Origin of the sequence: Bradyrhizobium sp. BRP19 (genome assembly GCF_020194195.1) — a bacterium.
Classification (GTDB): Bacteria; Pseudomonadota; Alphaproteobacteria; order Rhizobiales; family Xanthobacteraceae; genus Bradyrhizobium; species Bradyrhizobium yuanmingense.
Genome location: NZ_JADYVZ010000001.1, coordinates 184,672 through 211,100, shown reverse-complemented (window position 1 = coordinate 211,100; position 26,429 = coordinate 184,672). Strand labels below are relative to the sequence as shown.

Sequence of the window (26,429 nt, the reverse complement as noted above, 5' to 3'; positions counted from 1 at the left end):
ACTTCAGTATGGCGCGTCAGTAACGATAGGGCTCGTGGTCGAACAGCGGGAACGCGCTGAACACGCTGGGCGCGTTGGTGGCGGCCGCCGGATGCAGGCAGGATTTGTCGAGCTCGGCGAATGAGGTGGCGCCCAGGAGGCCGAGGCAGCGCAGCACCTCGTCTTCGAGCAACTCCAGCATCCGCGCGACGCCGGCTTCGCCGGCTGCCGCCAGCGCCCAGCATTGCAGCCGGCCGATGCCGACGAGGTCGGCGCCCGCCGCAATCGCCTTCACGATGTCGGTGCCGCGGCAAAAGCCGCCGTCGACCATGATCCTGGCGCGGCCCTTCACGGCGTCGACGATCTCCGGCAGCACGTGCATGGCGCCGCGGCCGTGGTCGAGCTGGCGTCCGCCATGGTTGGAGACGTAGATCCACTCGACGCCGTGATCGAGCGCGATCTGCGCATCCTCGGCCGTGGCGATACCCTTGAGGATCAGCGGAATTTTGAACGTGTCCTTGATCATCTTCACGGTCCGCCACTCCAGGCCCTTCTGGAAATCGCCGCCGGTGGCGCGCAGGCGGCTCTCGCGAACGTAGCGCTTGGCGATGTCACGTTCACGACGGCTGTAATGGGCGGTGTCGACGGTCAGGCAGAAGGCGGCATAGGCGTTCTTCTCGGCCCGGCTGACGACGTCGGCGACGAAGGCATCGTCGCCGCGGACATAGAGTTGATAGAGACGCAGTGCATCGGGGGCAGCCTCGGCGGTCGTCTCGAGGCCGGGCTCGGACACCGAGCTCAGCATGTGCGCCGCGCCGAACCTGCCCGCAGCGCGCGCGACGCTCGCCGCGCCATCCGGATCGAAGATCTCGAGTGCGCCGACGGGAGCCAGCACCACCGGCAGACGCAGCTTGCGGCCGAACTGCTCGACGCTGCCATCGATCCTGCGCACGTCGCGCAGCACGCGCGGGCGGAAGGCGATCTCGTCGAGCGCCATGCGGTTGCGCCGCATCGTGGTCTCGGTCTCGGCGGCGCCGATGATGTAGTCCCAGGCATTCTGGTTGAGGTTGGCGCGCGCCTTCCGGATGAACTCGTGCAGGTTCTGGAACGGCTCGTCGCTAGCGCCGAGCTCGACGTTCCGTTCCGGCCGGATGCGGGGCGCTTCATTCATTGTTGTCCTCCCGAGAATTTGAAGTCTTGTCGCCATCGCCTATCGCGTCCGGCCCTCCAAAACCATCCTAAAATCGCATAGCTGCGAAGCGTGGGCGGCCCGGACCGGTGTCGTGTTGCTTCGAAACAGTTTCGGAACGTTGCCAAAAGTTTAGGCCAAGGCGAAGGGATTTCTTCGGTGTACCCGCCAGCGCGGCATCCCGGCCTTGAAGAAACCAGAATGGTATTGTGAGAGATGGACTGGATCGCCATTTGCATGGCGTCTCCCAGCCTCAAGAGAAACGCCAAGCACAAAAGGCACCTTCATGCGGAAAACCCTGCTGTTCCCCCTGGGCACGCTCACGGGAGCGTGCCTGACCCTTCTGGTAGCCAGCCCGCAGGGCGGCGTATGGGCAGCGCGGGCGGCAGTGAGTGCGGGTGATGCTTATTCCCAGCTCAATCTGTTCGGCGCGGTGTTCGAGCGGGTCAAGGCCAGCTATGTCGAGAAGCCGGACAATGCCAAGCTGATCGAGGGGGCGATCACCGGCATGGTGACCTCGCTCGACCCGCATTCGCGCTACATGAACGCCAAGGCCTGGACCGAGATGCAGGAGACCACCTCCGGCGAGTTCGGCGGGCTCGGCATCGAGGTCACGATGGAGGATGGCCTCGTCAAGGTCGTCTCGCCGATCGACGACACGCCGGCTTCGAAGGCCGGCATCATGTCCGGCGACCTCATCGGCAAGATCGACGGCGAGGCCGTGCAGGGCATGACGCTCGAGCAGGCGGTCAACAAGATGAAGGGACCGGTCGACACCAAGACCAAGCTGACCATCATCCGCAAGGGTGCGGATGCGCCGCTCGAGGTTGCGATCACGCGCGAGATCATCCATGTGCGTCCGGTGCGCTTCCGCGTCGAGAACGGCGACATCGGCTATATCCGCATCACCTCGTTCAACGAGCAGACCGCCGACGGCCTGAAGAAGGCGATCGCCTCGGTCTCCAAGCAGGTCCCGCCGGAGAAGCTCGCCGGCTACGTGGTTGATCTGCGCAACAATCCGGGCGGCCTGCTCGACCAGGCCGTGTCGGTGTCGAGCGCCTTCTTGCAGCGCGGCGAGGTCGTTTCGACCCGCGGCCGCAGTCCGGAAGAAACCCAGCGCTTCACCGCCCATGGCGGCGACCTCACCAAAGGCAAGCCGATCGTGGTGCTGATCAACGGCGGCTCGGCCTCGGCCTCGGAGATCGTTGCCGGTGCGCTGCACGACCACAAGCGCGCGACGTTGATCGGCACGCGATCGTTTGGTAAGGGCTCGGTGCAGACCATCATTCCGCTCGGCTCCGGCAATGGCGCGCTGGCGCTGACCACGGCGCGCTACTACACGCCGTCGGGCCGCTCGATCCAGGCCCAGGGCATCGCGCCCGACATCGAGATCCTCCAGGACGTGCCGCCCGAGCTGAAGGGGCGGATGGACACCATGGCGGAATCCCAGATGCGCGGGCATCTGTCGGCCGACGGCACCGAGCAGACCGGATCGCAGTCCTACGTTCCGCCGGAAGAGAAGGACGACAAGGCTCTGCACGCAGCCTACGACTTCCTCCACGGCGTTACGGCAAATGCGGTCGCCGCCAAGCGCGCGACGAAGGCTGCAGTGCCGAACTAGATCTTACGACGTTCCGGATCATGTTTCGCCCGGGAGCGGAGGACCGCTTCCGGGCGATTTCGTTTGCAGCGCCGTTTCGACCTAACCGACCTCGCGGCGGCGGCTCTCGCTGCCTTCGCGCCGGGCGAGCCGGCTGCGATGCAGCGCGAACAACTCCAGCATCTTGTCGGCGGGCTTGGCGGCGCTGAACAGATAGCCCTGCATCTCGGAGCATCCGAGGGTGCGCAGCAGGCGCTGCTGCTCCTCGGTCTCGACACCCTCGGCCGTCGTTGTCATGCGACGGGCGGCCGCCAGGTTGACGACGGCTTGAACGATGCTGGCGGAGCCGTCGGGACGGGCGATGTCCTCGACGAAGCAGCGGTCGATCTTGATCTTGTCGAACGGGAAGCGGTGCAGATAGCTCAGTGACGAGTAGCCGGTGCCGAAATCGTCGAGCGCGATGCGCACGCCGATGGCGCGGAGCTGGTGCAGGATGGCAAGCGCGGCATCGTCGTCGCGGATCAGGACCGCCTCGGTGATCTCGAGCTCGAGTCGGCTCGCCGGCAGGTTCGACGCGGCGAGCGCCGCCATGATCTTCAGCGCCAGCGTGCCGCTCTTGAACTGCACCGGCGAGACGTTGACGGCGAGACGGATGTCGTCGGGCCAGCTTGCCGCGTCCCGGCACGCGGTCGCCAGCACCCATTCGCCGATCTCGTTGATCAGGCCGGTGTCTTCGGCGATCGGGATGAAATCCGCCGGCGAGACCCAGCCGCGCTCGGGATGGCGCCAGCGCACCAAAGCCTCGCAGCCGGTGATGCGGTCGTCCTTCAGGCCGAGGCAGGGCTGGTAATATACCTCCAGCCCGCCTTCGCGATCTCCTTGCGCGATGGCGTGGCGCAGGTCGCCCTCGAGGTCGCGGCGTTCGCGGACCTTGGCGTCCATGTCCGGCTCGAAGAAGCGATAGGTGCGGCGCCCGGCGGACTTGGCCGCGTACATTGCCATGTCCGCGTTCTTCAGGATCTGGTCGAGCGCCGTGCCGTGTTCCGGCGCGAGCGCGATGCCGATGCTGGCGTCGCTGGTGAGATGATGGCCCATGCAGTCGATCGGCGTGCGGATGGTTTCGAAGACGCGCGCGACGAGCTCGTTGACCTGATCCAACGACGTCACCGCGCCTTGCACGATGGCGAATTCGTCGCCGCCGAGGCGCGCCACGAAGTCCGCCGGGCCGGCACAGCGGCGGAGGTTCGTCGCGATCGATTTCAACAGCTCGTCGCCGACGAGATGGCCGAGCGCGTCGTTGACGCCCTTGAACTCGTCGATGTCGATGTAGTGCACCGCGGTCTGCTCGCCGTCGCGCGCCGTGGCCAGCTCCTGCCGCAGATGCTCGTGGAACATAGCGCGGTTGGGCAGGTCAGTCAGTGCGTCGTAATGGGCGAGGTGGGTGATGCGCTCCTCGATGCGCCGGCGCTCCGTGATGTCCTCGTGGGTCGCCACCCAGCCGCCATCCGCGAGCGGCTCGTTGAGGATGTGGATCGAGCGGCCGTCGGCGGTATCGACCACCATGGAGTTGCGGAGATGAATGTCCTTCAGGACGCGCGCGGCGTAGGCATCGACGTCGCCGGTAAACGAGCCGGTCGTCTTGCGATGGGCGATGATGTCGCGAAAGCTGCAGCCGGGCTTCACGATCTCGGCCGACAAGCCGTACATCTCGATGTAGCGCTGATTGCAGACCACGAGCCGCTGCTCGGAATCGAACAGCAACAGGCCCTGCGTCATGTTGTTGACGGCGCGGTCGAGCCGCTGCTTCTCCAGCGTCAGCTGTTCGCGCGAAAGGCGGTGCTGCTCCAGCAGCTTGCGCACGACGGCAATCAGCACGCCTGCGATCGCGAGCGCGGAAGAGGCTGCGATCGAGATCAGAATGCCGATCTGCTCGCGCCAGTCAGCCAAGGCCGCTGCGCGCGTCGTGGTGGCCATCACCAGGATCGGGAAGTGGGGCAGGGCACGGGAGGAGATCAGCCGGTCCTCGCCGTCGACGGGGCTGTTGAAGCGGCCGGCGAAATGATCGAGCCCGAACACCCTTTGATGCTCGAACGGTCCGGTCTTGAAGTTTCGCCCCATCAATTCGCCGGACTGCGGATAGCGGGCGAGCAGTGTGCCGTCGCGATGCAGCATCGAGATCGTCGCGCCTTCGCCGAGCACCACGGAGGCGAAGAATTTCTCGAAATTGGCGGGCTCGATCCCGCGTCCGACCACGCCGAGGAACTCGCCGCGTGGCCCGACGACCCTCCGGGCCACCAGAATGGTCCACGCACCGGAGACGCGGCTGTGCAGCGGCTCGATCAGGACATCAGGTGCATTGGGATCGTACTTGAAAGTGCGGAAGTAGGCGCGATCGGCGACATTCACCTTGGGCGTCGGCCATGCGGTCGACGAATTGATCAGATTGCCTTCGGCATCGATGATGTTGAGACCGCCCATATAGGGCAGCGCCTCGATCTTCGACCGCAGCATCCGGTGCACGTCCTCGCCCGAGAGGCGCTTGCGATACTCCTCTCCGGAGGTAATTCCGGTGGTGCGGACGTAGTCGACGAAACCCTTCTGGATGACGGCGAAATCCTGCAATTGCTGATCGAAATGATGAGCAAGCAGCAGCACGGTGTTTTCCAGCTCGCGACCGGAATTGCGCAGCGCCCGCTCCCGGAAGTTCTGCGCCATCAGGACCGAGCCTATGGCGATGGCCGCGATCAGCAGCGTGCCGCCAACCACAAGCCAGCGGATCGGGCCGCTGCGCACGAAGACCTGGTCAAAGAGACGACTGCCGAGTTTCATCTTCATGCTGGATTCGTTGCCGCGCACACGTCAGGATCAATTCAGGACCCCGAGAACATCCGTTGGTTTACGGTGACGGTGTGGAAGCAAAGTTAGGAAGCGCGGTTAACGAGACGTGAATACTCGCGCGCAAAAGCAATCCATGCGCGCGGCGCGAAAGTGGGGCGCTAACGCAAGCCCGCTTCAGGCGCGGTAATGGCCGGATTTGCCGCCGAGCTTCTCGACCAGATGGATGCCCTCGATGCGCACGCCGCGCTCGACGGCCTTGATCATGTCGTAGATGGTGAGGCAGGCGACCGACACCGCCGTGAGCGCCTCCATCTCGACGCCGGTCGGTCCCGTCACCTTCACGGTGGCCCGTACCACGCAGCCCGGCAGCTTGGCGTCAGGCTCGATATCGACAATGACCTTCGACAGGGCGAGCGGATGGCAGAGCGGGATCAGCTCCGAGGTGCGCTTGGCGGCCATGATGCCGGCGATGCGCGCGGTGCCGAGCACGTCGCCTTTCTTGGCGTTGCCCGACACGATCAGATCGAGCGTCGCCTTGGTCATGACGACGTGGCCCTCGGCGACCGCCAGCCGCTCCGTCGCTGGCTTGTCCGAGACGTCGACCATCCGCGCCTCGCCGGAGGCGCCGATATGGGTAAGGGCCGGCCCGGCCTTTGCTTTGGCCTGCTTCGTCTTGGCTGAAATGGTCTTCGCCGGCTTGCGCGCCATGTCAGCGCGTGCCCGCCGCGCGCGCCGTCGCCTCGCGCGCGAGCAGCGCGCGCGTCGCCGCCGTGACGTCGGCCTGCCGCATCAGGCTCTCGCCGACCAGGAACGTCGACATACCGACGCGCTCGAGCCGGGCGAGGTCGGCGGGCGTGAAGATGCCGCTCTCGCCGACCATCAGCCGGTCCGAAGGGATCAGCGGCGCCAAGGCCTCGCTGGTCGCGAGCGTGGTTTCGAAGGTCCGAAGATTACGGTTGTTGACCCCGATCATCGGCGAGCGAAGTCTCAGCGCCCGGTCGAGCTCGGCGCGGTCATGGATCTCGATCAAGACGTCCATGCCGTAGGCGAGGGCGGCGTCTTCGAGGTCTCTTGCCGCGGCGTCATCGAGCGCCGCCATGATGATCAGGATGCAGTCGGCGCCGTGTGCGCGGGCCTCGACCACCTGATAGGGATCGAACAGGAAATCCTTGCGCAGCACGGGGAGCGAGGTTGCTTCGCGCGCGGCTACCATGAAGTCGAGATGGCCCTGGAACGAGGGCGTGTCGGTCAGCACCGACAGGCAGGCAGCGCCGCCGGCTTCATAGGCCTTTGCGAGTGCCGGCGGGTCGAAATCGGCGCGAATGAGTCCCTTGGAGGGCGAGGCCTTCTTGATCTCGGCAATCAGCGCGTAGCCGCCCTTGGCGTGCTTTGCCTTGATCGCGCGCAGGAAGCCGCGCGGCGCGGAGGCGGCCTTGGCCTGCGCCTCGACGGTGGAGAGCGGACGCGCTCGCTTCGCCGCCGCGATCTCCTCGCGCTTGTAGGTCTCGATCTTGGTCAGGATGTCGGACATGCGGGAGTTCAGCTCTTGGAGATCGTGACCAGGTGCTTCAGCTTCGCGTTGGCCGCGCCGCTGTCGATCGAGCGGACGCCGATCGCGACGCCCTCCTTGAGGTCCTTGGCGCGGCCGGCCACGACCAGCGCGGCGGCTGCGTTGAGCAGCGCCACGTCGCGATAGGGGCTCGGCTTGCCGTCGAGCACGCTCTGCAACGCGATCGCGTTGGCATCGGCGTCACCGCCTTTGAGCGCACCGGCCTCGCAACGCGGGAGCCCGGCTTCCTCCGGCGTCACCTCGAAATTCCGGATCTCGCCGTTGTGGAGCGCGGAGACGAAGGTCGGGCCGGTGAGGGTGATCTCGTCGAGACCATCGGACCCGTGCACCACCCAGGCGGAGTCGGAGCCGAGATTCTTCAGCACCTGCGCCAGCGGCTGCACCCATTGCCTGGAGAACACGCCGACCATCTGCCGCTTCACGCCGGCCGGGTTCGACAGCGGCCCGAGCAGATTGAAGATCGTGCGCGTGGCGAGCTCGACCCGGGTCGGGCCGACGTTCTTCATGGCGGGATGGTGGGCGGGGGCGAACATGAAGCCGATGCCGCATTCGCGCACGCAGCGGCCGACCTGCTCCGGCTTGAGATCGATCTTCACCCCGAGCGAGGCCAGCACGTCGGCAGCGCCCGAGCGCGACGACAGCGCGCGGTTGCCGTGCTTGGCCACGGGCACGCCGGCGCCCGCGACGATGAAGGACGCGCAGGTCGACACGTTGACCGAGCCGGAGCCGTCGCCGCCGGTGCCGACGATGTCGACCGCCTCCGGCGGCGCCTGTACGGTCAGCATCTTCGCGCGCATCGCCGCGACCGCGCCGGTGATCTCGTCCACGGTCTCGCCGCGCACCCGCAGCGCCATCAAGAGCCCGCCCATCTGCGAGGGCGTGGCCTCGCCGCTCATCATGGCATCGAAGGCGGAAGCGGCTTCGTCACGCGACAGGCTCGCGCCGGTCGCCACTTTTCCAATGATCGATTTCAGGTCGTCCATCGCGTGCTTTCAACTCACTGGTTCGCGCCGGTCACCTGCGCGAAGGCGGCCTGATTAATGGTGGTCCCGATGTCGGTTTCAAGCTTGTTGACGTAGGAAGCGACCTGCTCCTCGGTCTGGGCGCGGTCGAGGCTCTCCTTGAGCTTCTTGACCGCGTCCGAGGCAATGTCGACCGCAGGATCGACGATGTCGGTGACGCGGAAGACGATCACCTCGCTGCCGCCGCTCACGGCCGTCTGTCCGATGCCGTCCTTGGCGGTGCGGAAGGCGGCCGCCACGACGGTGCCGGCCACGCCAGCGGGCGAGTCGTCGCGCTTGAAGCTGGCCGCGGTCTCGACCTTGGCGCCGACAGCGGTGGCCTCGTCGGCGAGCTTGCCGCCCGCATCGAGCTTTTGCACCATCTCGGTCGCCTTGGCCTTCAGCTTGGCGGCGATCTGGTCCTGGCGCCATCGCGCCTCGACCTGATCGCGGACCTCGTCGAGATTGCGGTCGCGCGAGGGGGTGATGGCGAGCACGTCGTACCAGACATAGCCGCCTTTGAACGAGATCGCGTCGTTGTCGACGCCGACATCGGTGTTGAAGGCCTGCGATACCACGTCGAGGCCCTGCGGGATGCTGGCGACCGGCTGGCCGTTCGGGGCGCGACCGGAGCGGTCGACGGCCTCGATGGTCACGGCGGTGAGGCCGAGCTTCTGCGCCGCGTCGATCACGCTGGAGCCGCCGCCACGCTCGTCTTCCATCTTGTCGCGGAGGTCGGCGACCTTGACGCGTGCACGCTCAGTCGCGATCTCGCGCTTGATGTCGCCGGCAAGCTTGGCGTAGTCGGCCTCGGCGCCCGGCTCGATCTTGTCGACCCTGACGATCGCAACGCCGAGCCCGCTCTGGATCGGCTGGCTGATCTCGCCGGCAGGCAGCGCGAACGCGGCATCGCCGACGGCGGGCGCGAGCGAAGACTTGGTCACCAGTCCCAGGTCGACGTCGGAGGCGCTCAGCCCGCGTTCCTTGCCGATGTCCTCGAACGACGTCCCGCCGACGAGGCGCTCGCGAGCGCCCTGCGCTTCGGCAACGTTCGGAAACACGATCTGCTGGATCTGGCGCTTTTCCGGCGTGCCCAGCCGATCCTTGCGCTGCTCGAACACCTTCCGGGCATCCTCGTCCGAGACCTCGGTCCATTTGCCGATCTCTTCCGGCGAGACCACGACGAAGGAGATCTTGCGATATTCGGGCGCGCGGAACTGGACCTTGTGATCCTCGAAATAGGCGGCAAGCGCCTCGGGCGAGGGCGGGTCGATCGGACCGGCCTGCGCGGCGTCGAGCCGGACGAATTCAATCGAGCGTTGTTCGTTCTGGTAGCGCGTCAGGACGTCGACCATGGCCTTCGGGGGCTCGAGGCCGGCGCCGACCGTGCCGGTGATCTGCCGGCGCAGCGATACCTTGCGCTGCTCGGCGACATAGCGCTGCTCGGTGTAGCCGAAATTGCGGATCAAGGCTTGGAAGCGATTGGGGTCGAAATTGCCGCCGATTCCCTTGAAGTTGGGGTCGTTCATGATGAGCTGGCGGATCTGCTCGTCGGATTGGCCAAGGCCGAGCCGGCGCGCCTCTTCGTCGAGCGCGGCCTCGGCAATGGTCTGCTGCAGCACCTGGCGGTCAAGGCCGAACGCGCGCGCCTGGTCGGGCGTCAACGGACGGCCGAACTGGCGGCTGATCTGTTGCAGGCGGTCGGTGTAGATCTGGCGGAACTCGTTGAGCGAGATCTCGGTGCTGCCGATCTTGGCGACCGTGGACTGGCCGAAGCCCTTGAAGATGTCGGCAATGCCCCAAATGCCGAAACTGATGATCAACACGCCCATCACCACGGCCATAACGATCTTGCCGAGCCAGTTCGATGAGGCCTTGCGTATTCCTCGGAGCATTTGGTCCAACTTGTTTGGTCAGGAGGGGAACGGAGCGCGTCTTAATGCAGATTCCGCAAAAGCGCGTCACCAAATTGATAGATCATCATAAAGTGGTGGCTTTCCCCCCGCAACCTCGCCCCGGGTGACCACTTGAAGCTGCGGCGAAAGGGCCTCTGCTCTCTAGAACTGCGGGAGCACCTCTGCTAGCGCAAGAACAAACCTCTTCTGCTGGACATTGACATGACTGACGCCATCCGACCGCTGATCGCGGGCAATTGGAAAATGAACGGCCTGAAAGCCCAGGCTGCTGAATTCGACGCCATGCTCAACGGCGCGGCAGACGTGGCTGGCAAGGCCGACCTGCTGGTCTGCCCGCCGGCGACCCTGGTTGCGGCGTTCGCCGAGAAGGCGCGCGGCAAGAAGGTCGCGGTCGGGGCCCAGGACTGCCACCCCAAGGCCTCCGGCGCCCACACCGGCGATATCGCCGCCGAAATGCTCGCCGATGCAGGCGCGACCGCCATCATCGTCGGCCATTCCGAGCGCCGCGCCGACCACGGGGAGGGCGACGCGCTGATCCGGAAGAAGGCCGAGGCGGCCTGGCGCGCCGGGGCCGTTGCGATCGTCTGCATCGGCGAAACGCAGGGCCAGCGCGACGCCGGCCAGACCCTGGACATCCTGCGCGGCCAGCTCGACGGCTCGCTGCCAGAGGGCTCGACGGCGGCCAATCTGGTCGTGGCCTATGAGCCGGTCTGGGCGATCGGCACCGGGCTGACCCCCACAGCCAAGGATGTCGAGCAGATTCATGGGTTTATCCGGGAACTACTGACCATCAGGTTCAAGGCTGAGGGCGCGAAGATGCGAATCCTCTACGGCGGCTCGGTCAAGCCCTCGAACGCGGCCGAACTGATGGCGGTGAAGAACGTCAACGGGGCTCTGGTCGGCGGTGCCAGCCTGAAGGCGGCCGATTTCCTTGCGATCGCCAAGGGCTGCCCCTAGCTAAGTCCAAACCGCGGGACCGGGCCCGATCGGGGGTGGCAATGCCACCTCCGATCGTGTAACACCGCGCAACTTCAGGAAAACCCGCGAAGCGCGATCGGCCGCCGTCAGGCGCCGCCCGCTTGTGACGGAAGGATATCATGCAGACCGTTGTCATCGTCATCCACCTCATGATCGTCGCCGTCATGATCGGTGCCGTCCTGCTCCAGAAGTCGGAAGGCGGCGGCCTCGGCATGGGCGGCGGCGCGGGCTTCATGTCGAGCCGCGGCACGGCGAACCTTCTGACGCGGACCACCGCGATCCTGGCCGTCGGCTTCTTCCTCACCAGCCTGTTCCTGTCCTGGTATGCCGGTTACGACCGCAAGCCGTCGTCGATCATCGGCCAGCCCTCGCAGACCCAGCCGGCCGGCGGGTCGCCGATCGCGCCGCCGACCTCGGGCGGCATCCTGGATTCACTGAAGAAGGCCGACGAGCAGCAGCAGGCACCGGCTCCGACCGGTCCTCAGGTGCCGCGCTCGCAATAAAGCAGGGGGGCCATGCAGGGCGGTGGCTACCGTCCTGCATCAACAATCCCCATCAAGGCACTGTCATCACTCTTCGTTTCGGCTCACCCACAGGCCCGCAAAATCTTTGGGGCGGAATACGAATCGCTTTGGCGAATCGTATTTAGGGGATTAGAGGTTAAGTCCCATGGCGCGGTACATATTCATCACCGGCGGCGTGGTTTCTTCGCTCGGCAAGGGTCTGGCTTCGGCGGCACTGGGTGCCCTGCTGCAGGCCCGAGGCTACAAGGTCCGCCTCCGCAAGCTCGACCCCTATCTCAACCTCGATCCCGGAACGATGTCGCCGTATCAGCACGGCGAAGTGTTCGTGACCGATGACGGCGCGGAGACCGATCTCGATCTCGGTCACTACGAGCGCTTCACCGGCCGTCCCGCGACCAAGGCCGACAACATCACGACCGGACGCATCTACCAGGACATCATCTCCAAGGAGCGCCGCGGCGATTATCTCGGCGCGACCATCCAGGTTGTTCCGCACGTCACCAATGCCATCAAGGAATTCGTCCTCGACGGCAACGACGATTACGACTTCGTGCTGGTCGAGATCGGCGGCACCGTCGGCGACATCGAGGGCCTGCCGTTCTTCGAGGCGATCCGCCAGCTCAAGAACGAGCTGCCGCGCGATCACGCCGTCTACATCCATCTGACGCTGCTGCCCTATATTCCCAGCGCCGGTGAGCTGAAGACGAAGCCGACGCAGCATTCCGTGAAGGAGCTGCGCTCGATCGGCATCCAGCCGGACATCCTGCTCTGCCGCACCGACCGCGAGATCCCGAAGGAGGAGCGGCGCAAGCTCGGGCTGTTCTGCAACGTGCGCGAAAGCGCCGTGATTGAGGCGCGCGACGTCGACAATATCTATGCGGTCCCCGAGGCCTACCACAATGCGGGCCTCGACGACGAAGTGCTCGCCGCCTTCGGCATCGCCTCGCGGATTCCGCCGGAGCTGCGCAGCTGGCAAGAGATCAACGAGCGCATCCGCAACCCCGAGGGCAACGTCACCATCGCCATCGTCGGCAAGTACACCGGCATGAAGGATGCGTATAAGTCGCTGATCGAGGCGCTCTCGCATGGCGGCATCGCCAACAAGGTGAAGGTCAATCTCGACTGGATCGAGAGCGAGATCTTCGAGAAGGAGGATCCGGCGCCGTTCCTCGAGCACGTCAACGGCATCCTGGTGCCCGGCGGATTCGGCCAGCGCGGCGCAGAGGGCAAGATCAGGGCGGCGCAGTTCGCGCGCGAGCGCGACGTGCCGTATTTCGGCATCTGCTTCGGCATGCAGATGGCGGTGATCGAGGCCGCGCGAAACCTCGTCGGCATCGAGGACGCCAACTCCACCGAGTTCGGCCCGACCAAGGAGCCGCTGGTCGGCCTGATGACGGAATGGCTGCGCGGCAACGAGCTCGAGAAGCGCTCGCAGGCAGGCGACCTCGGCGGCACGATGCGGCTTGGCGCCTATCCTGCAACGCTCAATCGCGGCAGCCGCGTCTCGCAGGTCTATGGCGGCGCAACCGAAATCTCCGAGCGTCACCGCCATCGCTACGAGGTCAACACCGCTTACAAGGACCGCCTCGAGCAGCACGGCTTGAAGTTCTCAGGCCTCTCGCCCGACGGCGTGCTGCCTGAAATCGTCGAGTACGAGGATCACCCCTGGTTCATCGGCGTCCAGTTCCACCCCGAGCTGAAGTCGCGCCCCTTTGAGCCGCATCCGCTGTTCGCTTCGTTCATCGAGGCGGCGGCGAAGCAGAGCCGGCTGGTGTAGCCGGCTCGGTCTGCCCTGACAAAGTCTTGCTCGCACCTCCGGCTACGCGGCCGCGATGTCCATCCTGCGGCAGAAGCAAGATGCCTTGATCGGCACCTCCGCGCGCGACTGGGCGAGGTCAAGTCGCTGCTTGATCAGCGGCCTCTCGGCGCTGTCGCCACGCCGCATGAGACATTCGTGCAAGCCGTGAAGCGACCACAGATTGTCGGGATGCTGGCAGGCCCGGCTCAGCTTTCCATCGAGGCCGAGATCGGAACGGTACACTGCCTCGGCTTCCTCGATCCGTCCCTGCTCCAGCAGCAGCGCGCCGAGTGCGTGACGCGGTGGCTGCATCCATCCCCACGGCTCGTCATAGGGCAAGGCGTCGCTGAGTGCGACCGATCTGCGCAGCTCAGCGAACGCGAGGTCGTAATTGGCTTTGCGATATTCCAATTCGCCATTCAACATGGCTTCGGCCACGCCGAGCAGGGCGACGACCTTGTTGTTGTGCACGAGCCGGCTCTCCGGCACGCGTGTCTTCGCCTGAGCGAACAACGCTTTCTCGGTTTCGGCCTCAGTGACGTGGCCAAGCGCTGAATGAGCCACCGCCTTGGCGTAGTGGATCATTGCCGTCACGGAGCAGTATAGCTCGCGATCCTCCGGCAGCTGTTGGGCAATGATGTCGTGCCATTTGCCGAAACGCACGAGAACGTGCTGCTTCATCGTCAAATAGCCTTCCAGGAAGTCCGCCATGGGGGGCGATTGAATGCGCAGCACTGGCTCGGGCACGGTGGCAATGAGTTCCTCGGCCGCTGCGATAGCGGGGGCGTATTGACCCAGGAACATCGCGCCGTAGATGGCGAAGTGGAAGTTGTGGATGACATAGACCAGGTAGACACCCGGATCGTCCGAATAAGCGAGGAATCTGCGGTCGGTCGCCAGCGCCTTCTGATTGTAGAGCAGGACGTCGTTGTACTGCCCGCACAGCACGTCGAGATGCGTCGGCATGTGGATCAGATGGCCGCTATCGGGGGCGATCCCGCGCAGCCGGTCCCCAGCCCGCATCGCCTTTTGCGGGAAGGGCGACATCTCCATGAGGTGGACGTAGAGATGGAGCAGCCCCGGATGATTCCACGCAGCCGGCCATCGATCGAAAGCTTGTTCGAGCACGGCCCTGCATTCCTCGGTGCCAGCGCCCTTGGTGGGTTCTCCAGACTCGAGGTCCCACATCAGCCACGGCGTCTCGTTCATGATCGATTCGGCAAAGATGGCTCGGACCTCGAGATCTTCGGGATACGTGGCGAAGACCTTTCGCATCTCTCGCGTGAAGGCCTTGTCCCACGGCGCCATGTCCTCGATCGCTTCACGCTGCGGATAGCGCGCCGACAAGGCGCGGATCAGCGCTTGCTCGACCGGGCTCGCCCTCTCCGCCTGCGCGAGGGCGTCCTGCGTCGCATCGTATGATCCCGCCAGCGCCAATTGACGGCCTTGTGCGTCATAGCGGACCCAGGGCAGGTTGTAGTTGGGACCCGCGGCGTAGCCGATGCCCCAATGCGCCATCGCGCAGCTGCTATCGAACTCGAGCGCCTTGCGAAAACATTTGATCGCCTCGCCGTGGTTGAATCCGAACACCCAGTTGAGCCCTCGGTCAAACCAGAGCTGCGCATCGGGCGAAGTCGTGGTGATTTTGCGGCTGTAGGGTCCGAGATCAAAATAGGTCATTGCCTTCGCCCCCTTTGATCGCTTCGGTCGTTTTGCCGATTGCTCTCGGGCCGTCGGCGGCTGAAGCGCCCTGACCGAGCCTGCACATTATCAAGAGCGCCGGCCCCGCGCTATCGAGCTATGCGCGGAACGCCATGAGGGGGCCCCGGGTGAGGCTCAAGACAGAGTTGTGGCCAGCGGGTATAACCGCCGCTCCTGTCAGGGAGGGAGCAAGAATGATCTACGAAATGCGCGTCTATCGTTGCGTGCCCGGCCGCCTACCGGCATTGCTCAAGCGGTTCGAGACCGCCACGCTGAAGATCTGGGAGAAGCATGGCATCAAGCAGGCCGGGTTCTTCACCACCCTGATCGGCGAATCCAACCAGGAGCTGACCTATTTCCTCGCCTGGGACTCGCTTGCCGAGCGCGAGAAGAAGTGGGGCGCGTTCATGACCGATCCGGACTGGATGAAGGCGCGCGCCGAGAGCGAAGCCGACGGCCAGATCGTCGCCAACATCGTCAGCCAGATCCTGGCGCCGACCGCCTTCTCGGCGGTGAAGTAGCAGGCAGCGGACAGGGAACCCTGGCGCAACCCTGATATTCGGACCGTCCGGGCGGAAGAGGGTTGATCCAACCCTCATGCCGGCTATGGTCGCGCCGAAACGAGGGATGTGCCTTGAGCTCTTCGAATTCAGCGGCGCCGGTTATCACCATCGGCAGGGTCAAATTCGGCAATGATTTGCCGATTGCGGTCATTGCTGGGCCCTGCCAGCTCGAGAGCCGCCAGCATGCGCTGGAGGTCGCCTCCGCGCTGAAGGAGATCGCGGAGCGGCTGAACATCGGCCTCGTCTACAAGACCTCGTTCGACAAGGCCAATCGCACCAGCGCGGCGGCGGCGCGCGGGCTGGGTCTTGCGCCGTCGCTGCCGATCTTCGCGGAAATCCGATCCTCGCTCGGCTTGCCTGTTCTGACCGACGTGCACGAAGCCACGCAATGCGCCGAGGTGGCGCAGGCCGTGGACATCCTGCAGATTCCAGCCTTTCTGTGCCGGCAGACCGATCTGCTGCTGGCGGCGGCCGCGACCGGCAAGGTCGTCAACGTCAAGAAAGGTCAGTTCCTGGCACCCTGGGACATGGCCAATGTCGTGACCAAGATCACGAGCGCTGGCAATTCCAACGTGCTCGTCACCGAGCGCGGTGCGTCCTTCGGCTACAACACGCTCGTCTCCGACATGCGCGCGCTGCCGATCCTGGCGCGCACCACCGGCGCGCCCGTGATCTTCGACGCCACTCATTCGGTGCAGCAGCCGGGCGGGAAGGGGACGTCCTCGGGCGGCGAGCGCGAATTCGTCCCGGTGCTGGCGCGTGCAGCTGTCGCGGTCGGCGTTGCCGGCGTCTTCATCGAGACCCATCTCGATCCCGATCGCGCGCCGTCCGACGGTCCCAACATGGTACCGCTGCGCGAGTTCGAAGGGCTCATCGCCCGGCTGATGGCGTTCGACGCACTGGCAAAGAATCCGCGCTGATGCAGCAGAGCGAGGCGGGGCCGCAAGATCACGGCTTGCCGGCGGCGCTCTACGTCATCTCAGGCGCAAGCTTTGCCGCCGCCTTGTCGGCGCGCGCGCTCGATCCGGTGCTGCCGCACGTCGCCGACGATTTTGGCGTCAGCATCGCGACCGCCGCGGGCTTTGCCGCGGTGTTCGCCTTCACCTTCTCGATCATCCAGCCGATCATCGGGGCCGCCGCCGACCTGTTCGGCAAGACGCGGCTGATGATCGGCTGCCTCGCGCTGCTCGGCCTCGCCAACATCCTGGGCGCATTCTCGACGTCGTTCTCGTTTCTGTTTGCGACCCGCATCCTCGCGGGCATCGGCTCCGGCGGCGTATTTCCGGTGGCGCTCAGCCTGACCAGCGATCTCGTCGGTCCCGAGAAACGTCAGGTTGCGATCAGCCGCACGCTCGCCGGCGCCATGACGGGCAATCTGCTCGGCGCCTCGGCCTCAGGCCTGATCGGTGATTTCCTCGGCTGGCGCGGCGTGCTGGCGGTGCTCGGTGTCCTCGTGATCATCGCATCGATCGCGGTCGCGGCCGGCTTTCGCGGCGCCAAGGTCAAGCATCCGCCGAAGACGAGCCTCTCGGCGCTGAAGGCCGGCTATCGCACCATCTTCACCAACCCGAATGCCTATGTCTGCTATTCGGCGGTGTTCATCGAAGGCTGCTGCGTGCTCGGCCTGTTTCCTTACATCGCTTCGTTCCTGTTCGAGCTCGGCCAGACCTCGCTGTCGATCGCCGGCATCGTCATCGCCGGCTTTGCGGTCGGCGGCCTGTTCTACACGCTCACGGTGTCGCGCCTGCTGCCTTGGCTCGGCGTGAAGGGCATGATGATCGCAGGGATGACGCTGGTGGCCTCACAGCTCATCGCCGTCGCCTTCGGTCCACGCTGGGAAGTGCAGGCGCTGAATCTCGTCGTGATGGGCTGGGGCTTCTACATCGCCCATGGCTGTCTCCAGGTCTTCGCCAGCGAGCTCTCGGTCGAGGCGCGCGCCACGGCAATGTCGCTGCATTCGTTCTTCTTCTTCATGGGACAGACGGTGGGACCGCTCGCCTATGGCTTCGGGCTTCAGCATGCCGGCAAGATGGCGACCCTGTCTTCGAGCGCCGCGATCATGGTGCTGCTCGGCCTCGTCTGCGCGCGGCTGCTCAAGCAGCGGGCGCCGTCAGACGCCCGCGTCTGAGGCCGCGTCCGGACGAAGCGCCCTCTCAAAAACCTTCGCGAGCGGTCTTTGTGGCGCTCAAGCGCCCGCGTGGGCCTCCTGCCAGAGGTCAAGCACCTCGTGACGCGGAATGCCACGGGTGATGAACACGATGCGCGAACGGCGGTCGGCAGCATGGGGCCATTTTGCAAGCGCCACCGGCGGATGGAAGACGTGGTGGACGCCATGGACCGCGACCGGCGTCGCTTCATCGCGAAGATTCAAGATGCCCTTGACCCGCAAGAGGTCCTCGCCCCGGGTGGCGCGCAGATGTGCGAGCCAGCGCGATACGGCCATCCAGTCAAGGGGATCGTCGAATGCGATCATGAAGTTAAGGATCGATGCATCGTGGCTATGATGCTCGTGATGGGCATGACCGTCATCGTGATGGGGGCCGCTCTCATGTGCAGCCTTGGCGGCGTCGGCGAACGCCTGCTCGTTGAGCCAGCGCTCGATATCGGCTGTCTTCTTTTCGGGGTCAATGAGGGCTGCGCCGAACAGCTGAGCCGGATCGACATCGCCATGCGCCACGTTCTCGATCCTGGCGCTGGGATTGAGCCGACGAAGCCGCAAGTCCAGTGCGTCAGTATCATTGACCAAATCGCGTTTGGTGATCAGCAGCCGGTCAGCGAGCGCGACCTGCTTCACCGCCTCGTATTGGCGGTCGAGCTGCCGCGCAGCATTGACCGCGTCGACGGTCGTCACCACGGTGTCGAGCCGCAGGAAATGCGAGACCAAGGGGTTGTTCAGCAGCAGCTGAGCGATGGGAGCGGGATCAGCCAACCCCGTCGTCTCGACCAAAATCCTGCGGAACGCCGGTACCTCGCCACGATCGCGGCGCACCAGCAGCGCGCGCAGGGTTTCTTCCAGATCGCTTCGAATAGTGCAGCAAATACAACCACTCGCAAGCACGGCGACTTCGCCATCCACGCGTTCCACGAGGAGGTGGTCGAGGCTGACCTCGCCATATTCGTTGATGACGACGGCGCTGTCCTTCATCGCGTCGTGGCGCAGCAGGCGGTTGAGCAGTGTGGTCTTGCCGCTGCCAAGAAAGCCGGTGATCAGTGACACCGGAGTCCGCTCGGCGGATTTGTCGCTCTCGAACAGGCTCATCGGCGTCCTCAACCCTGGTCTTATTTTTGTCGCTGGACAACAGCCTAATGGAGGACGAGCATTCCGAAAACAGGATCTTAAGCCCGATCTTAGCGGGCGCACCCCGGGAGGAAGCGATGGACGATACCAAAGGCGATGAAGAGAAGGGCGGTGCGGCGACCGATCGGCGGACCTTGCTCCGCACGGCAGGCCTTGCTGGTGCGGCCGGGGCGGCATTCGCAGGTGCGATGCACGGCAAGTTCTCACTTGCACCGATCACCGCGGCCCAAGCCCAAACCCCGGCGATGCCAAAGGGCGTGGACAAGCCTTGGTGGCCCTCGAAATGGGGCAAGGACGACGAGGCTGGCGCGTCGAACCACATCACGCCGGCGAAGGTTCTCGATGCCGTGAAGTGGATCAAGGATGGCAAGATCTACAAGATCGGCCGCGTTTACGAGCAAGGCATGCCGTTGTTCGGCGCCCGCGCATTTTCGTTGCGCATTCCCGGCGGGCCGACTGGCGGCCCGTTCGGCGACAACAAGCTCGTCTATCACGACGAGTTTCTCGCCACCGAAATCGGCCAGACCGGCACACAATTCGACGGGCTCGGCCATATCGGCATCCAGCTGGGCAAGGACGGCGACAAGAGCGAGATGCGCTTCTACAACGGCTTCACTGCCGCTGAGATCGGCGACGCCTACGGCCTGAAGAAGCTTGGCACCGAGAAGCTCAAGCCGCTGTTCACACGCGCCCACCTGATCGACATGGTCGCGCTGAAGGGCGGCATGATGGACGCGGGCCAGGAGATCACCTCGGCCGATATCAAGGCGGCGCTAGCGAAGCAAAGCATCGCGGAGGGCGACATCAAGCCAGGCGATGCGATCATGTTCCACACCGGCTGGGGCTCACTGTGGATGAAGAACAACGATCGCTATAATAGCGGCGAGCCTGGAATCGGCCTCGATGCCGCGAAGTGGATCATCGAGAAGGATCTCGCGCTGACTGCGGCCGACACCTGGGCGGTCGAAGTGGTGCCCAATCCCGACAAGTCGCTCGCCTTCGTGGTTCACGCCGAATTGCAGACCAAGCACGGCATTCTCAACCACGAGAACCTGATCTTCGACGAGTTGATTGCCGACAAGAAGTACCAGTTCGTCTACTGCTTCACGCCGTCGCCGATCAAAGGCGCGACCGGCAGCAATGGCTGTCCGATCGCGATCACCTGAGGCGGATAAAAAAGCGGGTGGGCGGGACGTCCCCGCCCACCACGCGAGCTGCGGAGCGGCGTGCGGCTCGCCTCGCATGGTCCCGGCATGGAATTCGGCGAGATGGCGATCCTGGAGCACAGCCGCAGCGCCGACGTCTTCGCCGACACGCCTGTCACCTGCCTCGAACTGCCGCTCGACAGCTTTGCCGATTACCGCCGCCTGCACCCGGAAACGTCGTTGAAGATCATGCGCAATCTTGCCGCCATCCTGGCGCGGCGGCTGGTGCTGGCGAATGCCAAGGTGGATTTGCTGAGCGCCTACTGACTATACCGAGACATTGTTTTTCGTTCCCCTGATGCGACGCAGCGCGCCGCACTTGCGGCGTGGTGCGTTGCTGATCCGGGGTCCGGAATTCTTGGCGCTCGGTCCCGGCTGTGCGGGGCGCAGCGTTTCGCGCTGCACCTTGCGCGGAACACGGGTGGGGGCTGTCTCACTTCGTCCACGTCACACTGGGCGGAGGAGGCTAGCTCGCGCAGCTCTTGCGATACTCAGCCGGCGTGACGTTCATGTGTCTGCGGAAAATCCGATTGAGATGGCTTTGATCGGAAAATCCGCTCAAGAGCGCAATTTCCTTCAGGGCGAGCCGATCCTTGCGCAGATGTTGGCGGGCGCGCTCCACCTTGCGGCTCAGGACATAGGCATGCGGCCGCATGCCATAGTGCACCTGGAACTTGCGCGCGAACTGCACCGGCGAGCAGTTGCAGATGTTGGCTAGCTCCTCGAGCGTGATGTTCCTGGAGATGTTCTGTTCGACATAGTCCTCGATCAGCCTTGCATGCGCTGGCCTGAAGCGCCCCTGCGGACAGGGCAGCTTGAATTCCACCGAGGCGTATTTTCGCAAGATGTGCACGCTCGCCTGAAGTGCCAGCGCATCGTAGCAGAGCCGGCCGCCCGGGCCGCCTTCGGACACTTCCTGCACCATCCGGTCACCGATCCAGGTCAGCACCGGATCTTCGATCCTGAGCAGATCGTGGAGTTCGACGCCGTCTGACTCGCGGTCGAATGCCTCGCTCGCGGTCTTCGTCATCAGGCTCGGCGAGATGTAGAAATGGCTGACTTCGAGGTCATTGCTCCAGCGCCAGTTCGAAGGCTCCGCACGTGTCAGCAGGGTTGTGACACCGCGTCCGACGTGATCCTGCTTCCACGCGCCGGTCACACGGCGGTTCATTGACGTGGTGCCTTCGCGATAGACGACGATCAGGAAATTCTCGGACGGCGGCACCCAGATGTCGGACGGCGCATAGCGGAAGACGCGCAACCGAAAGTCAGCCTTGCCCACGGCGGAACTGTCCAGCATCAATTGGCCGGGAGCGTAGCGGGGGAGCTCCTCAACCGTGATTAATTGGCCCATCGCGCGCGACTCCTTCCCTGATTCTAAGGCGCGGTTGACCGCTTCTGCTTCTCATTGGCCGAACGGCGGAGACGAGCATAAGCCGGTTTTGCCATTTGCCAAGCGAGCCGCGTTGCCGAACTGCAGAACCGGCAACGGACGTCCGGCTTCGTTCAAAGAATTGTCCGATTTGTTCAAGCTCCAGCCGCCGGAATACTCATAGCTTCCCCCGTCCCGCACTGATGGGATCAACAATGACGCGCTGCACCACCATCCGATCGTATGACGGATGGGGAAGGTCGTGCGCACTCAAAAATCACCGAGGAGGAAGAAATGGCGGAAGCCCTGACCAAATCCAATGGAAGCAACGGTTCGCATGGACCAGCGAGATTCGATGCCGTGGTTGTCGGAGCCGGCGTCGCCGGGCTCTATCAACTCTATCGTCTGCGCGAGCAGGGATTGAGCGTCAGGGGGATCGACGCCGCGTCAGGCGTAGGCGGCACGTGGTATTGGAATCGATATCCCGGCGCGCGCTTCGACTCCGAGGCCTACATCTATCAGTATCTTTTCTCCGAGGAGCTCTACAAGGATTGGAGCTGGAGCGAGAAGTTTCCGGGCCAGCCCGAAATCGAGCGCTGGATGAACTACGTCGCCGACCGTCTCGATCTGCGCAAGGACATCCAGTTCAGTACGACGGTCAAGAGCGCGCACTTCAACGAGGCCACGCAGCGCTGGCTGGTCACGACCGACCGGGGCGACGTGATCGACACCCAGTTTCTGGTCACCTGCTGCGGCATGCTGTCGGCTCCCTACGTGTCGTTTCCGGGGCAGGAGACTTTCAAGGGACGGTTGTTCCATACGGCGCGCTGGCCGGAGCAACCTGTCGACCTCGCAGGCAAGCGCGTCGGAGTCATCGGCAACGGTGCGACCGGCATCCAGGTCATCCAGACGATCGCCGGCGATGTCGGCCATCTCAAGGTGTTCATCCGCACGCCGCAATACATCATCCCGATGAAGAATCCGAAATTTGGGGCCGCGGAGGTCGAGGACTACAAGTCGAGATTCAAGTCACTCACCGAACGCCTGCCGCGCACATTCACCGGCTTTGAATACGACTTCGAGCACGCCTGGGCAGACCTCACGCCGGAGCGCCGCCGCGCGGTGATCGAGGCCTGCTGGAATGACGGTTCTCTGAAGCTATGGATATCCTCGTTCGCCGAGCTGTTCTTCGACCCGGAGGTCAATGCCGAGATCTCCGAATTCGTGCGCGGGAAGATGCGCGAGCGGCTCGGGGATCCGAAACTGTGCGATGCGTTGATTCCTGCCGATTATGGCTTCGGAACGCACCGTGTGCCGCTCGAGCAGAACTTCCTCGAGGCCTTCCATCGCCCCAACGTCGAGATCGTCAGCGTCAAGAGCAATCCGATCGATCGCGTCACGCCCACTGGTATTCAGACCGCTGACGGTACGGTCCATGAGCTGGATGTCATTATCCTAGCAACCGGCTTCGACGCCGGCACCGGTGCCTTGACGCGCATCGATATCAGGGGCCGCGACGGCCGATCGCTGAGGGAGGACTGGGGCAGGGACATCCGCACCACGATGGGCCTGCAGGTTCACGGCTATCCCAACCTGTTCACGACCGCCGTTCCGCTCGCTCCATCGGCCGCGCTGTGCAACATGACCACGTGCCTGCAGCAGCAGGTCGAATGGATCGATGACTGCATCAAGTACATGCGCAGCAAGGATCTGAAGATGGTCGAGCCGACAAAGGACGCCCAGGACAGCTGGGTGGCCCATCACGATGAGATCGCAAACGCGACGCTGATCGCGAAAACCAATTCCTGGTACCTGGGCTCGAACGTCGAAGGCAAGCCGCGCCGTGTCCTGTCGTACTGCGGCGGCGTCGGCGCGTATCGACAGAAGTGCGACGAGGTCGCGGTGAACGGTTACGAGGGCTTCGCGATGCAATGAGCGCTCGCGACGCGAGCGTCGACCACATCAAACAATCCAGCACGGGAGGACGATCATGATCATGAATTTTGGCGCGACGGCAGATGCCGTTCTCGACGGCGTCGTCACATCCACGCCGCGCGTGCCCGGCGTTGTCGCGATGATGACGGACCGCCGGCGCAACATCTATGAAGGCGCAGCCGGCAAACGCCGTCTCGATCGGCCGGCGGACATGACCACCGACAGCGTCTTTGCCCTTTTCTCCACCACCAAGGCGATTACCGGCACGGCCGTTCTGCAACTCGTCGAGGAGGGCAAGCTCGATCTCGATGCGCCCGCGAAGCGTTACGCGAACGAGATCGGAAAGCTGCAGGTGATCGAGGGCTTCGATGCAGCGGGCGAGCCGATCCTGCGTGCACCGAAGCGCGATATCACCACGCGCATGCTGATGACCCACACGGCGGGCCTGAGCTACGATTTCATCAACCACACCTACAACCGGCTGGCGCAGGAGAAGGGGCAGCCCAGCGTGATCACCGCGACCAAGGCCTCCCTGATGACCCCGCTGCTGTTCGATCCCGGCGAGCGCTGGGACTATGGAACAAATCTCGACTGGTGCGGCCAGATCGTCGAGGCCATCACGGGCAAGCGACTCGGTGAAGTCTTCAAGACACGCATCTTCGAACCGCTCGCGATCGAGGACATGACCTTCGAGCTGACCGATGCGATGCGCCAGAAACTGGCCGGCATCCACGCGCGGAATGCCGACGGGTCCCTGGCGCCGATGGATTTCGAGCTTCCGGCAAAGCCCGAAGTCCATATGGGCGGCCACGGCCTGTACGGCACGCTCGGCGACTACATGCGTTTCATCCGCATGTGGCTGAATGATGGGGTTGGCGAACACGGCCGCGTGCTGAAAGCCGAAACCGTTCGGATGGCGGAAAGGAACCATCTGGGCGACAGGAAGGTAACGCCGATCACGGGTGTCATCCCGTCACTGTGCAACGACGCGGAATTCTTTCCGGGCCAATCCAAATCCTGGGCGTTGAGCTTCATGGTCAACGACGAGGAAGCCCCGACAGGACGTCCCGCCGGCGCGCTGGGCTGGGCCGGGCTTGCCAACCTGTTCTACTGGATCGATCGGCAGAACAACGTCGGCGGGTTCTGGGCCACCCAGATTCTGCCCTTCGGTGATCCGACATCATTCATCGGCTATATGAACTTCGAGACGGCGCTCTACCAGAGCCTGAGGCAGCGCTTGGCAAGCTAGGACCGTGCTGCGAGAGCGGCCTCGTCGCTGTCGACCGAGGCCGTTTTCTCTTGATGGTCACACGTGACCGAGCATGCCCTAGCCCCGCCCGCGATAGGGCGCCACGCCTTGCTCCGGCACCCAGAGTCCCTTCGGCACGCGGCCGGTCTGCCAGAACACGTCGATCGGGATGCCGCCGCGCGGATACCAATAGCCGCCGATGCGCAGGAATTTCGGCTTGATCTCGGACGCGATACGCTTGCCGATCATCACGGTGCAGTCCTCGTGGAAGGCGCCGTGATTGCGGAAGCTCGCGATGTAGAGCTTGAGCGATTTCGATTCCAGCAGCCAAGCGCCTGGCGCGTAGTCGATCATCAGATGCGCGAAATCCGGCTGGCCCGTAACCGGGCAGAGCGAGGTGAATTCCGGCACGGTGAAGCGCACCAGATAATCCGTGCCTTTCTGCGGATTGGGCACGCGGTCGAGTTGGGCCTCTTCCGGCGTGTGCGGCCATTCGACCGCGCGGCCGAGCTGGAGGGACTTTTTCGCCATCGTCGTCAACATCCTGTGGAGCATGATCCGGAAAAGTGGGCACCGGTTTTCCGAAAGATCATGCTCAATTAAGCAATAGGAGCGCGATAAGATCGCGCTCCAGAGGATGCCGGGATGGACGCAAACGGGCTCGTCGTCAACCGGCGGCGATTGTCTGGATCATGACGATGCGGTCGTTGCCGGACTCGCAGCCCCAAAGCTCGCCCGGCCGCCCGTCGAGCTGGCGGACATTGGCGTTGGCCTTGTCGCTGGCGAAGACGTTGAACTTCTCGGTGGCGGGATCGAAGCGCACGATGGCGTTGGCGGAGAAATCGGTCAGCCAGACCTTGTCCTTGTCGTCGACATAAACGGCATAGGCGCGGGGACGTTCGCCTGGCAGCTTCCAGGTCTTCCACGAGCGGTCCGCGGGATCATGCACCGAGACGTGGCCGCTGTTCCACTCGCTGACCCAGATCCGGCCCCTCGAATCCGACCAGACGCGCCGCGACCCCTGGTTCGGGGTCGGCGGCTCGACCACGGTCGCATTGCCGCCCGCGCGGTCGATCTTCGCGATATGGCTGCCGCCGAGGGAGGCGTACCAGATATCGCCCTTGGGCGTGACCGTGATGCCGTAGGGGCCGACCCCCTTCGGTGCCTTGAACACGTTCATCTCGCCGGTCTTCGGAGACAGCCGGCCGTAATAGCCGGACTGGCCGGTGAACCAGTAGGTGCCATCCCTGTCGAACACGCCGGTGTTGAGATTGGCGGAGGCTAACTTTTCCGGCAGGCGGAACAGCGTCACCTTGAGATCGGCAGGGTCGACCCGCGCAATCGCGTTCTGGCCGCCTTCGGTGATCCAGGGCGCACCGTCGGGCCCGACGGTCACGCCGTGTGGGGCTGCGCCCTGGCCGAGGCTGACCGTCTTGAAACGGCCATCGCGTGGATCGAGACTGCCGAGCAGACCCTTGCCCTGCGCCGTGAACCAGATGGTGCCGTCAGGGGCGGGCGTGAGATCGTGCAGGCCGATACCCGGACTGATCGGGTAGTATCTCGTCGGGAACGGGCCTTCCTGCGCAAAACCTGGGCGGGCGGCAAGCAGCGCGGCACTCGAAGCAAGAAATTGGCGGCGATTCATGGCGTTACCCCGACTGTTTGAGATTGAGGTTGGGCACGCGGACCAGATGCGGTCGAGCATATTCTGAG

22 protein-coding genes are annotated in these 26,429 nt (G+C 64.4%); 11 read left to right on the top strand and 11 right to left on the bottom strand.

Annotation, left to right across the window (positions count from 1 at the left end):
- Positions 1 to 16: 16 nt before the first annotated feature.
- Positions 17 to 1,150, bottom strand: a complete 1,134-nt coding sequence (locus tag I6F36_RS01010) for an alpha-hydroxy acid oxidase (protein WP_225125219.1) — start codon at positions 1,148 to 1,150, stop codon at positions 17 to 19.
- A gap of 304 nt (positions 1,151 to 1,454) precedes the next feature.
- Here I6F36_RS01010 and I6F36_RS01005 point away from each other — a divergent pair, with 304 nt between their 5' ends.
- Positions 1,455 to 2,789 carry a S41 family peptidase gene (locus I6F36_RS01005; protein ID WP_225125221.1) on the top strand — a complete coding sequence of 445 codons (1,335 nt, stop codon included), beginning with the start codon at positions 1,455 to 1,457 and terminating at the stop codon, positions 2,787 to 2,789.
- Between the two features lie 81 nt (positions 2,790 to 2,870).
- On the opposite strand, the gene I6F36_RS01000 is transcribed toward I6F36_RS01005, so the two are convergent.
- The 5 genes from I6F36_RS01000 to I6F36_RS00980 form a co-directional block, all read right to left on the bottom strand.
- The gene (locus I6F36_RS01000; RefSeq protein WP_225170900.1) at positions 2,871 to 5,603 is read right to left on the bottom strand and encodes an EAL domain-containing protein; all 2,733 of its coding nucleotides are present in this window, start codon (positions 5,601 to 5,603) and stop codon (positions 2,871 to 2,873) included.
- Positions 5,604 to 5,780: 177 nt separating this feature from the next.
- A complete protein-coding gene (gene moaC, locus I6F36_RS00995) occupies positions 5,781 to 6,314 on the bottom strand; it encodes a cyclic pyranopterin monophosphate synthase MoaC (protein ID WP_225170899.1) in 534 nt (177 codons plus the stop codon).
- Between the two features lies 1 nt (position 6,315).
- Positions 6,316 to 7,137: an indole-3-glycerol phosphate synthase TrpC gene (gene trpC / locus I6F36_RS00990; protein WP_225133721.1), complete on the bottom strand. Its 822-nt coding sequence runs from the start codon at positions 7,135 to 7,137 to the stop codon at positions 6,316 to 6,318.
- Positions 7,138 to 7,145: 8 nt separating this feature from the next.
- Positions 7,146 to 8,159, bottom strand: a complete 1,014-nt coding sequence (gene trpD, locus I6F36_RS00985; protein WP_036044310.1) for an anthranilate phosphoribosyltransferase — start codon at positions 8,157 to 8,159, stop codon at positions 7,146 to 7,148.
- Between the two features lie 14 nt (positions 8,160 to 8,173).
- A complete protein-coding gene (locus I6F36_RS00980) occupies positions 8,174 to 10,072 on the bottom strand; it encodes a SurA N-terminal domain-containing protein (protein WP_225170898.1) in 1,899 nt (632 codons plus the stop codon).
- Between the two features lie 222 nt (positions 10,073 to 10,294).
- Here I6F36_RS00980 and tpiA point away from each other — a divergent pair, with 222 nt between their 5' ends.
- The 3 genes from tpiA (at position 10,295) to I6F36_RS00965 (ending at position 13,372) form a co-directional block, all read left to right on the top strand.
- The gene (tpiA, locus tag I6F36_RS00975) at positions 10,295 to 11,050 is read left to right on the top strand and encodes a triose-phosphate isomerase (RefSeq protein WP_225170897.1); all 756 of its coding nucleotides are present in this window, start codon (positions 10,295 to 10,297) and stop codon (positions 11,048 to 11,050) included.
- Between the two features lie 140 nt (positions 11,051 to 11,190).
- Entirely contained in the window at positions 11,191 to 11,574 is a 384-nt protein-coding gene (secG, locus tag I6F36_RS00970; RefSeq protein ID WP_036009912.1) for a preprotein translocase subunit SecG, read from the top strand.
- Positions 11,575 to 11,740: 166 nt separating this feature from the next.
- A complete protein-coding gene (locus I6F36_RS00965) occupies positions 11,741 to 13,372 on the top strand; it encodes a CTP synthase (protein ID WP_057030501.1) in 1,632 nt (543 codons plus the stop codon).
- Positions 13,373 to 13,414: 42 nt separating this feature from the next.
- Here the strand turns inward: I6F36_RS00965 and I6F36_RS00960 are convergent, their stop codons facing one another.
- Entirely contained in the window at positions 13,415 to 15,073 is a 1,659-nt protein-coding gene (locus I6F36_RS00960) for a hypothetical protein (RefSeq protein ID WP_225170896.1), read from the bottom strand.
- Between the two features lie 215 nt (positions 15,074 to 15,288).
- On the opposite strand from I6F36_RS00960, the gene I6F36_RS00955 reads away from it, so the two are divergent.
- The 3 genes from I6F36_RS00955 (at position 15,289) to I6F36_RS00945 (ending at position 17,785) form a co-directional block, all read left to right on the top strand.
- Positions 15,289 to 15,615 (top strand): NIPSNAP family protein, encoded by a 327-nt coding sequence (locus I6F36_RS00955; protein WP_057030503.1) that lies wholly within the window; start codon positions 15,289 to 15,291, stop codon positions 15,613 to 15,615.
- A 113-nt stretch (positions 15,616 to 15,728) separates the two neighbouring features.
- Positions 15,729 to 16,577, top strand: a complete 849-nt coding sequence (gene kdsA / locus I6F36_RS00950; protein WP_225170895.1) for a 3-deoxy-8-phosphooctulonate synthase — start codon at positions 15,729 to 15,731, stop codon at positions 16,575 to 16,577.
- Positions 16,577 to 17,785 carry an MFS transporter gene (locus I6F36_RS00945; RefSeq protein WP_225170894.1) on the top strand — a complete coding sequence of 403 codons (1,209 nt, stop codon included), beginning with the start codon at positions 16,577 to 16,579 and terminating at the stop codon, positions 17,783 to 17,785. Before kdsA ends, I6F36_RS00945 begins: the two co-directional genes overlap by 1 nt.
- A gap of 57 nt (positions 17,786 to 17,842) precedes the next feature.
- On the opposite strand, the gene I6F36_RS00940 is transcribed toward I6F36_RS00945, so the two are convergent.
- The gene (locus I6F36_RS00940; protein WP_225170893.1) at positions 17,843 to 18,916 is read right to left on the bottom strand and encodes a GTP-binding protein; all 1,074 of its coding nucleotides are present in this window, start codon (positions 18,914 to 18,916) and stop codon (positions 17,843 to 17,845) included.
- Between the two features lie 116 nt (positions 18,917 to 19,032).
- Between I6F36_RS00940 and I6F36_RS00935 the strand changes: the two genes are divergently transcribed.
- The gene (locus tag I6F36_RS00935; RefSeq protein ID WP_225170892.1) at positions 19,033 to 20,121 is read left to right on the top strand and encodes a cyclase family protein; all 1,089 of its coding nucleotides are present in this window, start codon (positions 19,033 to 19,035) and stop codon (positions 20,119 to 20,121) included.
- Between the two features lie 60 nt (positions 20,122 to 20,181).
- Entirely contained in the window at positions 20,182 to 20,427 is a 246-nt protein-coding gene (locus tag I6F36_RS00930; protein WP_225125250.1) for a cyclic nucleotide-binding domain-containing protein, read from the top strand.
- Positions 20,428 to 20,626: 199 nt separating this feature from the next.
- Here I6F36_RS00930 and I6F36_RS00925 read toward each other — a convergent pair whose 3' ends face one another.
- Positions 20,627 to 21,514, bottom strand: coding sequence for a helix-turn-helix domain-containing protein (locus tag I6F36_RS00925; RefSeq protein WP_036009887.1), 888 nt, complete (start codon positions 21,512 to 21,514; stop codon positions 20,627 to 20,629).
- Between the two features lie 312 nt (positions 21,515 to 21,826).
- On the opposite strand from I6F36_RS00925, the gene I6F36_RS00920 reads away from it, so the two are divergent.
- Both I6F36_RS00920 and I6F36_RS00915 read left to right on the top strand, forming a co-directional pair.
- Positions 21,827 to 23,467, top strand: coding sequence for an NAD(P)/FAD-dependent oxidoreductase (locus I6F36_RS00920; protein ID WP_225125252.1), 1,641 nt, complete (start codon positions 21,827 to 21,829; stop codon positions 23,465 to 23,467).
- 55 nt (positions 23,468 to 23,522) lie between these two features.
- Positions 23,523 to 24,716: a serine hydrolase gene (locus I6F36_RS00915; protein ID WP_225170891.1), complete on the top strand. Its 1,194-nt coding sequence runs from the start codon at positions 23,523 to 23,525 to the stop codon at positions 24,714 to 24,716.
- A gap of 78 nt (positions 24,717 to 24,794) precedes the next feature.
- On the opposite strand, the gene queF is transcribed toward I6F36_RS00915, so the two are convergent.
- Positions 24,795 to 25,271: a preQ(1) synthase gene (gene queF, locus I6F36_RS00910; RefSeq protein WP_192893427.1), complete on the bottom strand. Its 477-nt coding sequence runs from the start codon at positions 25,269 to 25,271 to the stop codon at positions 24,795 to 24,797.
- A 112-nt stretch (positions 25,272 to 25,383) separates the two neighbouring features.
- Entirely contained in the window at positions 25,384 to 26,361 is a 978-nt protein-coding gene (locus tag I6F36_RS00905; protein WP_225170890.1) for a lyase, read from the bottom strand.
- Positions 26,362 to 26,429: the final 68 nt, after the last annotated feature.